Raw genomic sequence first — 13,632 nt, 5'->3', positions numbered from 1 at the left:
ACGGAGAGTCGTGGATCACATAGACCGTCAACTGCTGGCGGAACTCCAGCGGGACGCCGCCCAGTCGTACGCCGCGCTGGGCCGGGCGGTGGGGCTCTCCGCCGGCGCCACGCACGAGCGGGTGCGCAAGCTGCGGGAGCGCGGGGTGATCCGGCGGACGACGGTGGAGGTCGATCCGGCGGCCGTGGGGTACGGCGTGCTGGCGTACGTGACGGTCGACTCCACCTCGTGGATGGGGGACTCGGCGGAGCGCTTCGCCGCGATTCCGGAGATCCAGGAGGCGCACGTCATCGCCGGGAACGCCTCGGTGCTGGTGAAGGTCAGGACCGCGACCACCGAGCGGTTGCAGGACGTGCTGCGGCGGATCCACGCGATCGAGGGGGTCAACGGGACCAGGGCCACGGTCGTCCTGGAGACCTTCTTCGAGCGGCCCGTGGATCCGGACTCCGGTGCCCGGGACCAGGGCTGAGCCTCCGGCGCGCGTCGTGAACCCGGAGGGGCCGTGCCGCACGGGCCTCGTGAGGCGCTTGTGAACATTCGGCATCGGATCGCAACTGGCGTGTCGGTCTTGACAATTGCCAGAGCGGCCGATGTTAAGATCATCTTACTTCCAGTGGGCTGATGGCATATGGGGGCATTCCGGGAGGGATGAATTCCTCGGCTCCACACCCGGAGGGGCCTTCCTCGGGTGGCGCAGGTCGTGGCTGGACCGGCCCGGCAGGTGTGGTACCCGAAGGATCGTCAAGCCGTATCCCTAGCCGTGGCACTTGAAGTGAGTCTCATGACATTTGCACAGGGCCTGCTCTTCTGGGCGCTGGTCGTCGTCGCGTTGGCCGCCGTGGGTGCCGTTCTGCGGGCTCGTACGACCAACATCCGCCTGCGCAGACAGAACGCCGAACTGCACCAGCAGCGCGACCTCCTCCAGAGACAGCGGGACGAACTCCACGTCGCTCACACCGGCCTGACGCACCAGCACTCCGCCGAGCTGACCGAGGTCCGCAGGGACGCCGAGGAGGAGACCAAGGCGGTCCTCAAGGCCGCCGTCCGTACGCTGCAGAGCCTCGCGGACGAGCAGCAGCTCGTCATCGAGAACGCCCAGCGCAAGTACGGCGACGACCCGGCGATCCTCGCCGACCTGATGGCCGTCGACCACGCCAACAGCCAGTTCGGGCGCCGGGCGCAGGGCATCGCGGTGCTCTGCGGCGGCTGGCTCGGGCGGCGCGAGACCGTCGCGTCCGTGTACGACGTGGCCCGCAGCGCCCAGGGCCGCATCCGCCACTTCGACCGGGTCCGGGTCAACGGCCAGGTGAACTTCTCGGTCGTCAGCCGGGCCGTGGAGCCCGTCGCGGTGGTCCTCGCCGAGCTGCTGGCCAACGCCACCAACTACTCGGCCCCCGGCACGCCCGTGGAGGTCAACATCCAGGCGGTGCCGACGGGGGTCTGCCTGATCGTCGACGACGCCGGCCTCGGCATGGGCCAGGAGGAGAAGGACCGCGCGGCGGCCCTGCTCGCCCCGCAGGCCGCGATCAGCGTCTCCAGCCTGGGCATCCCCCCGCAGTTCGGTTTCGCCGTCTCCGGGGTTCTGGCCGCCCGGTACGGCTTCAAGGTCTCGGTGGACTCGGTGTCCCCGTACGGAGGTGTGCGCGCGGTGGTACTGCTCCCCGACGAGCTGCTGACCAACGACCTGCCGGCCCCGGCCGCCGTGCCCGCCCCGGTCGCCGTCGAGCGGCCCGACGCGGAGATCGCGGCGCTGCCCCGGCGCCAGGCGCCCGCCCCCGTACCGGCCCCGGAGCCCGCGCCGCTGCCGCCGTCCCCGACCCCGCTGTTCCCTCCGGTCGCGCACTCCGGTGCCGCCGCGCAGCCCTTCGGGTCCGCACCGCAGCCCTTCGGGTCCGCCACCACCGCCGGCGGCCTGCCCAAGCGTCGTCGCAAGAGCCCGGTGTCGGTGGTACCGCCGGCCGAGACCGGGCCGGTGCGCAGCAATGAGGAGACCGCTTCCCGTCTGGGCGCGTTCCAGCGCGGAACGCGGTCCGGGCGAGACACGACGACGACGGAAGGACCCGAGTTCCAGTGAACCCCGATCTGTCCTGGGTACTCAACGATCTGCTCCAGGTACCCGGCGCGCGCCACGCGATCCTGGTCTCCGCCGACGGTCTGCTGCTGGCCAACTCCAGTGAGATCGGCCGGGACGACGCGGAGACGGTGGCGGCGGCGATGAGCTCCATGCAGTCGCTGAGCCGGGCCGTGGCGCCCTTCATCGGGGCCCAGGCCGCCCCGGGCCGCTGGCGGCAGACGCTGCTGGAGTACGACCACGGCTGGATCTTCCTGATCGCGGCCGGAACCGGCGCCTATCTCGCCGCGGCGGCCGCCGCCGACGTGGACATGGAGGCGATGTCCTTCCGGATGCAGCAGCAGGTCACCGCGTTGGGGAAGGCGATGACGACCCCGCCCCGGCAGGACGCGGGGGTCGGCGCACCGGGATCCGGCATATGACGACGCCGGGCGACGAGCAGGCGGTCAGCAGCGGCTTCGTCCGCTCGTACGTCGTCACCGGCGGGCGCAGTCTGCCCGACGCGGAGGTGCTGTCGCTGGTCACCCTGGTGACCATCGCGCCCGACCGGCAGCCGCCGCCGAACCCGAGCCCGGAGGTCCGGGCGATCTGGGAGCTGTGCTCGGGCGGCTATCTGTCGGTGGCCGAGGTGGCGGGCCATCTGGGCCAGCCGGTCGGGGTGGCGCGGCTGCTGCTGAACGATTTAGCGGAACAAGGTCACCTGATGCGCCGGAAGGCGCCCCCGCCGGCCCAGCTCGTTGACAGGAAGATCCTCGAAGAGGTGTTGCATGGACTCCACGTCCGGTTCGGCTGACAGCATCTATGTGTCGGACGCGGTGCGCCGGGCGGCGAAGATCCTGGTCGTCGGGCACTTCGCGGTGGGCAAGACCACGCTCATCGGCACCCTCTCCGAGATCACTCCGCTCCGTACCGAGGAGCGGATGACCCAGGCCGGGGCGCACGTCGACGACCTGCGGGGCGCGCCGGACAAGGTGACCACGACCGTGGCGCTGGACTTCGGCCGGCTGACCCTCAGCGACGAACTGGTGCTGTACCTCTTCGGTACGCCGGGCCAGCAGCGGTTCGTCGAGCTGTGGGAGGACATGGCGCGCGGTTCGCTGGGCGCCCTGCTCCTGGTCGACCCGGCCCGGCTCGCCGACACCTTCCCGGTGATCGACCTGGTCGAGACGTACGGGCTGGAGTACGCGGTCGCGGTCAACAGCTTCGACCCGGACAGCCGGCACGGCGAGGCGGAGCTGCGCGAGGCGCTCGACCTGCTGCCGGACACCCCGGTGGTGTACTGCGACGCCCGGGACGAGAAGTCGTCCGCGCAGGCCCTGATCACCCTGGTCCAGCATCTTCTGACCCGCGTGGCCTGAGTGCCTGTCGGGTGACCTGCGACCGCCCGGTCGGAGGTTCCCCGACAGCCTCCGGCCCGGGCGCCGGGGCCCGGACCGCCCCGGCCGACCGGGCCCCCGGGGCCGCCGGCCCGTTCTCCTTCCACCGTACGGGCCGCCCCCGGCCCGCGTTCACACCGAGGAATCACACATGGACTCGTCGCCGGGATCCACCCCGTACCGCGCCGCCGACAGCGCCCCCAGCGGGTGCCCGATGGGCGGTGGGCGGCAGACCTCGCTCTACGGGCCGGAGTTCGCCGCCGATCCGCAGCGCGTGTACGACACGTTCCGGGCGCACGGGCTCGCCGCCCCGATCGAGCTGGCCCCCGGCGTGGAGGCCACCCTCGTGGTGCAGCACGAGGCCGCGCTGCGGGTGCTGCAGAACCCGTCGTACTTCGCCCGCGACTCGCGGCGCTGGGCCGCGCTGCGGGAGGGCCGGGTGCCGATGGACAGCCCGGTGCTGCCGATGATGATGTACCGGCCCAACTGCCTGTTCACGGACGGCACCGAGCATCTGCGGCTGCGCAAGGCGGTCACCGAGAGCCTGGCCCGGCTCAACACCACCCGGCTCAGCCGGGACGTGGAGCGGATCGCCGACTACCTCATCGACCAGTTCGTCGAGCGCGGCAGCGCGGACCTGCTCGGCGACTACGCCAAGCTGCTGCCGCTGCTGCTGTTCAACCAGCTCTTCGGCTGCCCCGGCGACATCGGCGACCGGCTCACCCGCTCCATGTCCGCGATCTTCGACGGTGTGGACGTGCTCCGGGCCAACACCGAGCTGACCGAGTGCCTGATGGAGCTGGTCGCGCTCAAGCGGCGCCAGCCCGGCGAGGACATCACCTCCTGGCTGATCCAGCACCCGGCCGGGCTGCGGGACGAGGAGCTGAAGGACCAGCTCGTCATGCTGATGGGCGCGGGCGTCGAGCCGGAGCGCAACCTGATCGCCAACGCGCTGCTGCTGATGCTGTCCCGCGAGACCGGCGCCCCGCAGCGGCGCGGCACCGGCATGCTGGTCGAGGACGCCCTCGACGACGTGCTGTGGAACAACCCGCCGATCGCCAACTACGCGGCGCACTACCCGGTCCAGGACATCGACCTGGGCGGGGTGACGCTGCGGGCCGACTCCCCGGTCCTGATCAGCTTCGCCGCGGCCAACAGCGACCCGGCGCTCACCGACGCCCGCCAGACCCTGAGCAAGGGCGCCCACCTGGCCTGGGGCGCGGGGCCGCACGTCTGCCCGGCGAAGTCCCCGGCGCAGCTCATCGCGCTCACCGCGATCGAGAAGGTCCTCAACTCGGTGCCCGACCTGGCGCTCGCCGTGGAGCCGCACGCGGTCGAGTGGCGGCCGGGCCCCTTCCACCGGGCCCTGGTCTCGCTCCCGGTCCGCTTCACCCCGGCCCCCCGCCGCTCGGCCGCGGTGCCGTCGGCGCCGTCGGCCGCCGTGCCTCTCCGGGAGGCCGCGCCGGATCCGGCCGCGTCGGCCCCGTACGACCGGTCGGCCGAGGAGCCGAAGAAGGCCAAGGGCTGGTGGAGCTCGTTCCTGGACGTCTTCCGGGTGTGACGGTCTGTCACCGACGGTCGGGGCGACCGGCCGTCGATGACACGGAGACGGGCGTGAACGGCCGGGAACCGGTCATGGAGTGCGCGGAATCGGTCACCTTGGGGCTGGCTGATTCCGCGCTACGCGCAATTAGTCGTAAACCGGCCTTGTCTGTACATGACGGCCCATGATTGATGTAACTGGAGTGACGCAAGGGGTAGTTGGTACCCGTGTGAGTGATTGACAAGGGGCCGGGTGGCACTTTCGTTGTGATACGGCCAACAGCGAAGCACGCTTGGGCGGCATATGCGGAGGGGTAGGTTCTGCCGGTAACCATGAGCCCAGGTCAAGGAACTCTGCGTGAGCGCTATACGTGGCACCGACAGTCACCCTGAAGACCGGCGTGCCCTCATCTCCCTCCTCAGACGTCTCAAATCGCCCGAGGGGCAGGCTGATCCCTACCCTCTACTGGCCCGGCTCCGGGCCATGGGCGATGTCGTGCGCGCCCCCTGGGACGCGTACTTCGTGACGGGTTACGACACCTGCAGCGAAGTGCTGCGGGGCCGGAACTGGCTGGCCCCCGACTTCGCCTGGCAGGAGCGGCAGCCGGACCCCGAGCGCTGGCAGGCCGCCGCCACGCAGGAGATGACCAAGACGCTCTCCCGGCTCAACGCCCCCGAACACACCTGCCAGCGCCGCAGCCTCGGCAACCTCTTCGACCGGTCGACGATCGAGCGGCTGACCCCCCTGGTCGAGGAGCACGCCACCCGCCTCCTGGACGACCTGGCCGACAAGCTCCGCTGGGGCGAGGCCGACTTCGTCAGCATCGTCAGCGAACAGCTCCCGATCAGCACCATCGGCTCCTGGCTGGGCATCCCGCCCGAGGACCACGCCCACATCCTGGAGATCACCCACAACCAGGTGCACGCCCAGGAGCTGCTGCCCACCAGGAGCCAGCTCGCCGTCTCCGCCGAGGCCACCCTCCAGCTGCGCGCCTACTTCACCGAACTGGTCGCACACCGCCGCGCCCACCCCGGCAACGACATCCTGACCGGCTGGATCCACCACTGGGACGCCCGCGAGCCGGACCGCGCGACGGCCGACGAGATCCTCTACCGGCTCACCATGTTCGTCACCATCGCCTCCCTGGAGACCACCGCGACCCTGCTGTCGGCCATGGTGGACCTGCTGCTGAGGGAGCCGAGCCGCTGGGAGTGGCTGGCGGCCAACCCGGGGCACATCGACGCCGCCGTCGACGAGGTGCTCCGCTACGACCCGCCGATCCACATCAACACCCGGGTGGCGGCCGAGGACACCGTGCTGGCGGGCGTGCCGATCGCCAAGGACAGCATGGTCCACGTGATGTACGGGGCCGCCAACCACGACCCCCGGCGCAACCCGGACCCGGACGCCTTCGACATCCGGCGTCGCGGCACGCATCTGACCTTCGGCGGCGGGGTGCACTACTGCCTGGGCGCCGCCCTCGCCCGGCTGGAGGCCCGCACCCTCCTGACCGAGCTGCTGAAACGATTCCCCACCCTGCGTACCGTCGCCCCCGCCGACTACGCCTCCCGGCTGGTCTTCCGCCGGATCGTCTCGCTGGGCGTGGCGGCATGACGCTCCCGCCCCCGCCGTACGTACCCCCGCCCCCGGCGTACGCCCCCGCGCCACCGCGGCCGAGCACCCTGCGGGCCGAGCGGGACGGCGCCGTGCTCCGGGTGGAGCTGGACTCCCCGGAGACCGGCAACGCGGTGACCGAGGCGATGCTGGACGACCTGCTGACGGTGCTGGCCGTGCCCGATCCGGACGTCCGGGTGCTGGTGCTCAGCGGTGCGGGGGACGACTTCTGCCTGGGCGGTGACCGGGGCGAGTTCGCCGACTGGCTGGACGCGGACCCGACCGGCCGGGGCATCCGCATCGCCGGTGAGAAGGCCCGCCGGGTCTGCGAGGCGATCTCCACCAGCCACGCCGTCACCATCGCCCGGATCCAGGGCCGGGCGATCGGCGCCGGGCTCGCCCTGGCCCTCGCCTGCGACCTGCGGGTGGGCGCCGACACCTCCGGCTTCCGGCTGCCGGAGCTGGCGCTCGGGCTGCCCACCGCCTGGGGCGGCGTACTGCCCCGGCTCATCCACGAGGTCGGCGCCGCCCGCGCCCGCGAGCTGATCCTCACCGGGCGCGCCTTCGACGCCGCCGAGGCGCACGAGCTCTCCGTCCTCCAGCGGATCGTGCCCGAGGACGGGCTGGACGCGGCGGTCGCCGCCTGGACCAAGCCCATCGTGCGCCGCCCCGAGGCCGCCCTCCGGGTCACGAAGGCCCTGCTCAACTCGTACGCGGCCCCGACCCGGCTGGCCGATCCGGCGGTGCTGGACGCGGAGCTCATGGCCACCGTCGCGGCGGCGACCCGGCGCCGGTAGTCCATGCCCGGCCGCCCGCGCGGCTCCGGACACGGCACACCACCGCCGTCCGGGAGCCGCGCCGCCGGGTACGTACGGACCGGCCCGCGCCGGCCGGATCGCGCACCGCGCGCGGGCGGGCCGGATGGCGTACGGGCCGGTCCGGGTGTACTGCACCGGCCGTAGAGGCGGCCTGCACCGGCCGTAGCCCGTACTGCCTGCGGGCGCACGACGACACGGCATCCGTTCTCGCGAAGGATCGAGGCATCCCTCCGGCCCCGCAGCGCCCCGGCGCGGTCCCGGCACGGCCGGAGGGCGGCACCCGCCGCAGCCCCTCCGTCCGATCCAGAGAAACCGGAGCGCCCCTTCGTGGCCACCTTCCTCCACCGGCTGGGCCGGCTGTCCTTCCGAAGGCGCCGGCTCGTCGCCCTGCTCTGGGCCGTGCTCCTGGCCGCCTGCGCCCTGGCCGCGGCCAAGGCGCCGACCGCGCCCGACGACGCGTTCTCGATGCCCGGGACCGAGTCGCAGAAGGCGTTCGACCTGCTGGACCGGCGCTTCCCGGGCGGCAACGCGGACGCCGCCGACGCCCGGATCGTCTTCGTCGCCCCCGAGGGGCGGAAGATCACCGCGGGCCCGAACCGGGCCGCCGTCGAACGCGTCGTCGCCGACGTGGCGGACGGCCCGCAGGTCCGGACCGTCCTCGACCCCTTCACGTCGGCCGGGGCGGTCAGCGCGGACGGCACGACCGCGTACGCCACCGTCGCCTTCACCGCGGTCCCCGCCGAACTCACCGACGCCGCCACCGACGCCCTGCACGACGCCGCGGCGGCCGGGCGGCGGGCCGGGCTGACCGTGGAGACGGGCGGCACCGCCCTGGCCCCGGAGAGCGAGCTGGGCGGCGCCACCGAGGTCGTCGGGCTGGCCGCCGCCGCGGTCGTCCTGCTCGTCACCTTCGGCTCGCTCGTCGCGGCGGGACTCCCGCTGCTCACCGCGGTCGTCGGCGTCGGCATCGGCGCCGCCTCGATCGTGGCCGTCGGGATGTCCACCACGACGACCACCCTCGCCCTGATGCTGGGGATCGCGGTCGGCATCGACTACGCCCTGTTCATCGTCTCCCGCTACCGGACCGAGCGCGCCGAGGGCCACGGAGCCGAGGAGGCCGCCGCCCGCGCCACCGGCACGGCGGGCTCCGCCGTCGTCTTCGCCGGGCTCACCGTCGTCATCGCCCTGGCCGGCCTGTCAGTGGTCGGCATCCCGATCCTCACGAAGATGGGGATCGCCGCCGCGAGCACCGTCGTGGTCGCCGTCCTGGTCGCGCTGACCCTGCTGCCCGCGCTGCTCGGCTTCTTCCCGAGGGCCGTGCTGGCACGCGCCGGACGCGGGGACCGGCCGGGCCGGAGGCGGCCGCGCGGCGACCGCCCCGCGCTGGGCGTCCGCTGGGCCCGTGCGGTGGTCCGGCGCCCGCTCGCCGTCCTGGTCCTCGCCGTGCTCGGCCTCGGGCTGATCTCCGTACCGGCGCTCGACCTGCGGCTCGGCATGCCGGGCGACGAGGCGCAGCCCGCCTCCACCACCCAGCGCCGCGCCTACGACGCCCTGGCGGACGGCTTCGGCCCCGGCTTCAACGGGCCGCTCACCGTCGTCGTCGACGCGAAGGACGCCGCGGACCCCAAGGGCGCCGCGGACCGGGCCGGGAAGCGGATCGCCGCCACCGGGGGCGTCGCCGCCGTGACCCCCGCCGCCTTCAACGGGGCCGGTGACACCGCGGTCCTCACCGTCGTGCCCACCACCGGGCCCAGCTCCGGGGCCACCGCCGAACTGGTCCACGACCTCCGCCGCACGGCGCGCGGCCTGGCCGCCGACACCGGCGCGACGATGCTCGTCACCGGCACCACCGCCGTCAACATCGACCTGGCGCAGAAGGTGAACGACGCCCTGCCCACCTATCTGGCGCTCGTCGTCGGCCTGGCCTTCCTGCTCCTGATGATCGTCTTCCGCTCGCTGCTGGTCCCGCTCAAGGCCGCGCTCGGCTTCCTGCTGTCGGTGGCGGCGGCCTTCGGCACGATCGTCGCGGTCTTCCAGTGGGGCTGGTGCGCCGACCTCCTCGGCATCGAGCGGACCGGCCCCGTGGTGAGCCTGATGCCGATCTTCCTGATCGGGGTGGTCTTCGGCCTGGCCATGGACTACGAGGTCTTCCTTGTGACCCGGATACGGGAGGCGTACGTGCACGGGGAACGCCCCGGCGCGGCGGTCGTCACCGGCTTCCGGCACAGCGCCCGGGTGGTCGGCGCGGCGGCGGTCATCATGATCGCGGTGTTCGCCGGGTTCGTCGGGATGACCGACCCGATGATCAAGATGGTGGGGGTGGGGCTCGCCGCGGCCGTCCTCTTCGACGCCTTCGTGGTCCGGATGACGCTCGTCCCGGCCGTGCTCGCCCTGCTGGGCGACCGGGCGTGGTCGCTGCCCGGGTGGCTGGCGAGGATCCTGCCCGAGGTGGACGTCGAGGGCGAGGCGCTGAACCGCACCGCCCCCGGGGCGACGCCCGCGACCGAGCCCGTGGCCGTATGAGCCCGCCGTCCGGCCGGGGCTCCCGGTACGCGGCCCGGCCGGACGGACCGGGAGAATACGGAGGAACCGGCATGTACGGGAGGAGGGAGAGGGCGCGCGTGTTCACCGAAGGGCGCCGGTGGCTCCACCGCCACCCGCGCACCGCGGACCTGCTGGCGGCGGTGGTGCTGTGGGGTCTCGCGGTCTTCGCCGGCACCCTGGCCGAGGGCCGGATCGTCCGGGCACCGGCGCCCGGGTTCGTGCTGGCCGCCCTGGTGCCCTCCGCCGTCCTGGTGCTGGGCCACCGCCGCTGCCCGCGCCTCACGGTGGTGGCGACCACCGTGACCGGTGGCGCCCTGGGGCTGATGGGCAACCCCGGCTCCGGGACGTCCTTCGACCCCAACACGAGCGTGGTGGGCGCCGCCCTGGTCGCCCTCTACCTGCTGGCGCAGCGCACGACCCCGCGTACGGCCGCGGTCTACACCGTCGGTACGGCCCTCGCCCTGCTGGTTTTCTCCACCGGCTGGGGCCGACCGGCGCTGCTCAGGGGCGACCAGCTCGGCCTGGTCTCCTCGGTCCTGCTGGCAGGGGCCCTCGGTGAGCTGGTACGGAGCCGGCGCGACCATCTGGCGGCCGTGGAGGCCCGCGCCGAACTGGCCGAACGCACCCGCGAGGAGGAGGCCCGGCGCCGGGTCGGCGAGGAGCGGACCCGGATCGCCCGCGAGCTCCACGACATCGTCGCCCACCACATCACCCTCGCCCACGCCCAGGCGGCGACCGCCGCGTACCTGCTGCGCAGCAAGCCGGACCAGGCGCAGCGGACCCTCGACCAACTGGCGGGCACCACCTCCTCCGCGCTGCGCGAGCTGAAGGCGGCCGTGGGGCTGCTGCGCAGCGACGGCGATCCGGAGGCCCCGCTGGAGCCCGCGCCCGGACTGGCCCGGCTGCCGGAGCTGATCGCCTCGTTCGAGCAGGCGGGTCTGGCGGTGTCGGTCCGGGTGGAGGGCGAGGTCCGCCCGCTGCCGCCGGGCGCCGATCTGACCGCGTACCGGGTCGTGCAGGAGGCGCTGACCAACGTCACCAAGCACGCGGGCGGCGCGAACGCCTCGGTCCGGCTCGTCTACGGGCACCGGGTGCTCACCCTGACCGTCGTCGACGACGGTCACGCGCGACCGGCCGCCGGAACCCCGGGTTACGGTCTCATCGGCATGCGCGAACGGGCCCGCTCGGCGGGCGGCCGGCTGGCCGCCGGACACCGGCCGGGCGGTGGCTTCGAGGTGTCCACCGAGCTTCCGCTGGCGGAGCCGGGCGGGGCCCTCCCCGGAGAGTCCGGGGAAGGGGACGACGACGGGAGGACGGCGCCGTGACCATCCGGGTGCTGCTGGCCGACGACCAGGCGCTGCTGGCCGGAACGTTTCGGCTGCTGATCGAGTCGAATGACGACATGGAGGTCGTCGGCGTCGCGGCGGACGGCCGCGAGGCGGCGGAGCTGGCCCGGACCACCGTCCCGGACGTGGTCGTCATGGACATCCGCATGCCGGGTACGGACGGTCTCGCCGCCACCGAGGAGATCTGCCGCGACGAGACGCTGCGGAGCACCCGCATCCTCATCCTCACCACCTTCGAGATCGACGAGTACGTGACCCGGGCCCTGCGGGCGGGCGCCAGCGGCTTCCTCGGCAAGGACGTCGGCCCCGAGGAGCTGCTGGACGCCATCCGGACGGTGGCCGCGGGCGACATGCTGCTGTCGCCCACCGCGACCCGGTCCCTGATCACCCGCTACCTCGCCCGCCCGGAGGGCCGGACCGCCGCCCCGGCGTCGCTGGACGTCCTGACGGCCCGGGAGCGCGAGATGATGGCGCAGGCCGCCGAGGGGCTGTCGAACGACGAGATCGCCGCGCTGACGCACGTCAGCCCGTTGACCGTGCGGACGCACATCGGCCGCGCGATGGCGAAGCTGGGCGCCCGGCACCGGGCCCAGCTCGTCGCCATGGCCTACCAGTCGGGCCTGGTCCGGGTCGACCCGCCGCAGGACCGGGGGTAGCGCCCCGGCACGCGCGGCGTCAGATGCGGTGCATCGCAAGGTGGAGGAGTATTCGCATACTGGACATATGTGGATGTTCCGACAATGCGGCGAGGTGCCGGAGCTGTCGTCGCGCGCCCGCCAGGGGTCTGCGGGACAGCCCTCGGCGTGAGGAGCCGGACCATCCACCCGATCGGGAAGGAGTCAGGCCATGGCCGCACTGCCGGAGGGCACTCCCTGCTGGGCCGACGCGATGTTCGTCGACCTGGAGGCCGCGAAGCGCTTCTACGGGGATGTGCTGGGCTGGACGTTCGGTGAGTCGTCGGCGGAGTTCGGCCATTACACCCAGGCGTACGCCGACGGGAAGGCCGTCGCCGCCCTGATGCCGCCGATGCCCGGGCAGGACGCCCCGTCGGCCTGGTGCCTCTATCTGGCCTCGCCCGACGCCGACGCCACCGCCGAGAAGATCCGCGCGAACGGCGGCGAGACGCTGATGGACCCGATGCGGGTCGGCGACTTCGGCACGATGCTGATGGCCCGCGACCCCGGCGGCGTGGCCTTCGGTGTGTGGCAGGCGGGCAGCCACGAGGGCTTCGGGGCGCGCGGGGTGCCCGGCGCGTTCTGCTGGGCGGAGATCTTCACCCGGGAGCCCGCGAAGGCCGACGCCTTCTTCCCCGCCGTCTTCCCGTACACCCTGCGCGAGATGCGGGACGAGCACATCGACTTCCGGCTCTTCAACCTCGGTGACGAGACCGTCATGGGCCGGATGGGGTTGGGCGAGGATTCCCCGCCCGAGGTCCCGTCGTACGTGAACGTCTACTTCGCCGTCGCCGACTGCGACGCGGCCGTCGCGAAGGCCACCGAGCGCGGCGCCGTCCTCCGCCACGGCCCGCAGACCATGCCGTTCGGCCGGTTCGCCGCGCTGACCGACCCGCAGGGCGCCGCGTTCTCCCTCATCGACGTGGAGACGACCGAGGGTGCCGTGCCCGAGACCGCCCCGGTCTCCTGACCGCCGTGCTGTTCGTCGACCGCGCCGACGCGGGACAGCAGCTGGCCGAGGAGCTGCGCGACCTGGAGCGGGAGAACCCGGTCGTGCTGGGCCTCCCGCGCGGCGGCGTCCCGGTGGCCTTCGAGGTGGCGCAGACCCTCGGCGCCGAGCTGGACGTGATCGTCGTCCGCAAGCTCGGGGTGCCGCACCACGAGGAGGTGGCGTTCGGCGCCATCGGCGAGGACGGGGTACGCGTCGTCAACGAGGACGTCGCCGGTCCGCTGCGGGCCGGCCGGCCGGACCTCGCGGCGGTCGAACGCGTCGAGCAGGCCGAGCTGGCCCGCCGGGCCCGGGTGTACCGGGCGGGCCGGGCCCGGGTGCCGCTCGCCGGCCGGACGGTCGTCGTCGTGGACGACGGCATCGCGACCGGCGCCACCGCCGAGGCCGCCTGCCGGGTGGTGCGCGCCCAGCGGCCGGCCCTGCTGGTGGCGGCCGTACCGGTGGCGGCCCCGGAGGCGCTCGAACGGCTGCGCCGGATCGCGGACCGGGTGGTGTGCCTGTCGGCGCCCCGGCTGTTCCACGCGGTCGGCGAGTGGTACCGGGACTTCTCGCAGACCCCCGACGAGGACGTGCTCTCCCTCCTGGCCCGCGCCCGCAGCGGCGGCCACCCCACACCGGGCTGCGACTGACCGCCCCG

General features: G+C 73.4%; 12 protein-coding genes and 1 pseudogene. All 13 read left to right on the top strand.

Features of this window, described 5'->3' with window-relative positions; translation table 11 throughout:
* Nucleotides 1-10: 10 nt before the first annotated feature.
* Nucleotides 11-469, top strand: a complete 459-nt coding sequence (locus ACF08W_RS17250; RefSeq protein WP_385203083.1) for an Lrp/AsnC family transcriptional regulator — start codon at nucleotides 11-13, stop codon at nucleotides 467-469.
* Nucleotides 470-781: 312 nt separating this feature from the next.
* Nucleotides 782-2,074 (top strand): ATP-binding protein, encoded by a 1,293-nt coding sequence (locus tag ACF08W_RS17245; RefSeq protein WP_352274189.1) that lies wholly within the window; start codon nucleotides 782-784, stop codon nucleotides 2,072-2,074.
* Complete coding sequence (locus tag ACF08W_RS17240; protein ID WP_352274190.1) at nucleotides 2,071-2,493, top strand: roadblock/LC7 domain-containing protein; 423 nt, start codon at nucleotides 2,071-2,073, stop codon at nucleotides 2,491-2,493. Before ACF08W_RS17245 ends, ACF08W_RS17240 begins: the two co-directional genes overlap by 4 nt.
* Entirely contained in the window at nucleotides 2,490-2,864 is a 375-nt protein-coding gene (locus ACF08W_RS17235; protein ID WP_352274191.1) for a DUF742 domain-containing protein, read from the top strand. The genes ACF08W_RS17240 and ACF08W_RS17235 overlap by 4 nt, the downstream gene beginning before the upstream one ends.
* The gene (locus ACF08W_RS17230; protein WP_385203089.1) at nucleotides 2,839-3,429 is read left to right on the top strand and encodes an ATP/GTP-binding protein; all 591 of its coding nucleotides are present in this window, start codon (nucleotides 2,839-2,841) and stop codon (nucleotides 3,427-3,429) included. The genes ACF08W_RS17235 and ACF08W_RS17230 overlap by 26 nt, the downstream gene beginning before the upstream one ends.
* 169 nt (nucleotides 3,430-3,598) lie before the next feature.
* Nucleotides 3,599-5,008 (top strand): cytochrome P450, encoded by a 1,410-nt coding sequence (locus ACF08W_RS17225; protein ID WP_392279731.1) that lies wholly within the window; start codon nucleotides 3,599-3,601, stop codon nucleotides 5,006-5,008.
* Nucleotides 5,009-5,473: 465 nt separating this feature from the next.
* Nucleotides 5,474-6,604, top strand: a complete 1,131-nt coding sequence (locus tag ACF08W_RS17220) for a cytochrome P450 (RefSeq protein ID WP_392279730.1) — start codon at nucleotides 5,474-5,476, stop codon at nucleotides 6,602-6,604.
* Complete coding sequence (locus ACF08W_RS17215) at nucleotides 6,601-7,401, top strand: enoyl-CoA hydratase/isomerase family protein (protein WP_385203096.1); 801 nt, start codon at nucleotides 6,601-6,603, stop codon at nucleotides 7,399-7,401. The genes ACF08W_RS17220 and ACF08W_RS17215 overlap by 4 nt, the downstream gene beginning before the upstream one ends.
* Before the next feature lie 348 nt (nucleotides 7,402-7,749).
* Nucleotides 7,750-9,945 carry an MMPL family transporter gene (locus tag ACF08W_RS17210; RefSeq protein ID WP_392279729.1) on the top strand — a complete coding sequence of 732 codons (2,196 nt, stop codon included), beginning with the start codon at nucleotides 7,750-7,752 and terminating at the stop codon, nucleotides 9,943-9,945.
* Between the two features lie 98 nt (nucleotides 9,946-10,043).
* Complete coding sequence (locus tag ACF08W_RS17205) at nucleotides 10,044-11,291, top strand: sensor histidine kinase (protein WP_392279728.1); 1,248 nt, start codon at nucleotides 10,044-10,046, stop codon at nucleotides 11,289-11,291.
* Nucleotides 11,288-11,968 carry a response regulator transcription factor gene (locus ACF08W_RS17200; RefSeq protein WP_352274198.1) on the top strand — a complete coding sequence of 227 codons (681 nt, stop codon included), beginning with the start codon at nucleotides 11,288-11,290 and terminating at the stop codon, nucleotides 11,966-11,968. Before ACF08W_RS17205 ends, ACF08W_RS17200 begins: the two co-directional genes overlap by 4 nt.
* 190 nt (nucleotides 11,969-12,158) lie before the next feature.
* Nucleotides 12,159-12,956, top strand: a complete 798-nt coding sequence (locus tag ACF08W_RS17195) for a VOC family protein (RefSeq protein ID WP_352274199.1) — start codon at nucleotides 12,159-12,161, stop codon at nucleotides 12,954-12,956.
* A gap of 5 nt (nucleotides 12,957-12,961) precedes the next feature.
* Nucleotides 12,962-13,597, top strand: a pseudogene (locus ACF08W_RS17190) (phosphoribosyltransferase); the annotation flags it as partial.
* Between the last annotated feature and the right edge of the window lie 35 nt (nucleotides 13,598-13,632).

Origin of the sequence: Streptomyces sp. NPDC015144 (genome assembly GCF_043079735.1) — a bacterium.
Classification (GTDB): Bacteria; Actinomycetota; Actinomycetes; order Streptomycetales; family Streptomycetaceae; genus Streptomyces.
Note: the sequence above shows the minus strand (reverse complement) of the source record. Positions and strands in the feature narration are given on the sequence as shown.

Coding starts and splice junctions, on each gene's coding strand:
- ACF08W_RS17245 (WP_352274189.1), top strand. CDS start 782: ATGACATTTGCACAGGGCCTGCTCTTCTGGGCGCTGGTCGTCGTCGCG.
- ACF08W_RS17235 (WP_352274191.1), top strand. CDS start 2,490: ATGACGACGCCGGGCGACGAGCAGGCGGTCAGCAGCGGCTTCGTCCGC.
- ACF08W_RS17230 (WP_385203089.1), top strand. CDS start 2,839: ATGGACTCCACGTCCGGTTCGGCTGACAGCATCTATGTGTCGGACGCG.
- ACF08W_RS17225 (WP_392279731.1), top strand. CDS start 3,599: ATGGACTCGTCGCCGGGATCCACCCCGTACCGCGCCGCCGACAGCGCC.
- ACF08W_RS17220 (WP_392279730.1), top strand. CDS start 5,474: ATGGGCGATGTCGTGCGCGCCCCCTGGGACGCGTACTTCGTGACGGGT.
- ACF08W_RS17215 (WP_385203096.1), top strand. CDS start 6,601: ATGACGCTCCCGCCCCCGCCGTACGTACCCCCGCCCCCGGCGTACGCC.
- ACF08W_RS17195 (WP_352274199.1), top strand. CDS start 12,159: ATGGCCGCACTGCCGGAGGGCACTCCCTGCTGGGCCGACGCGATGTTC.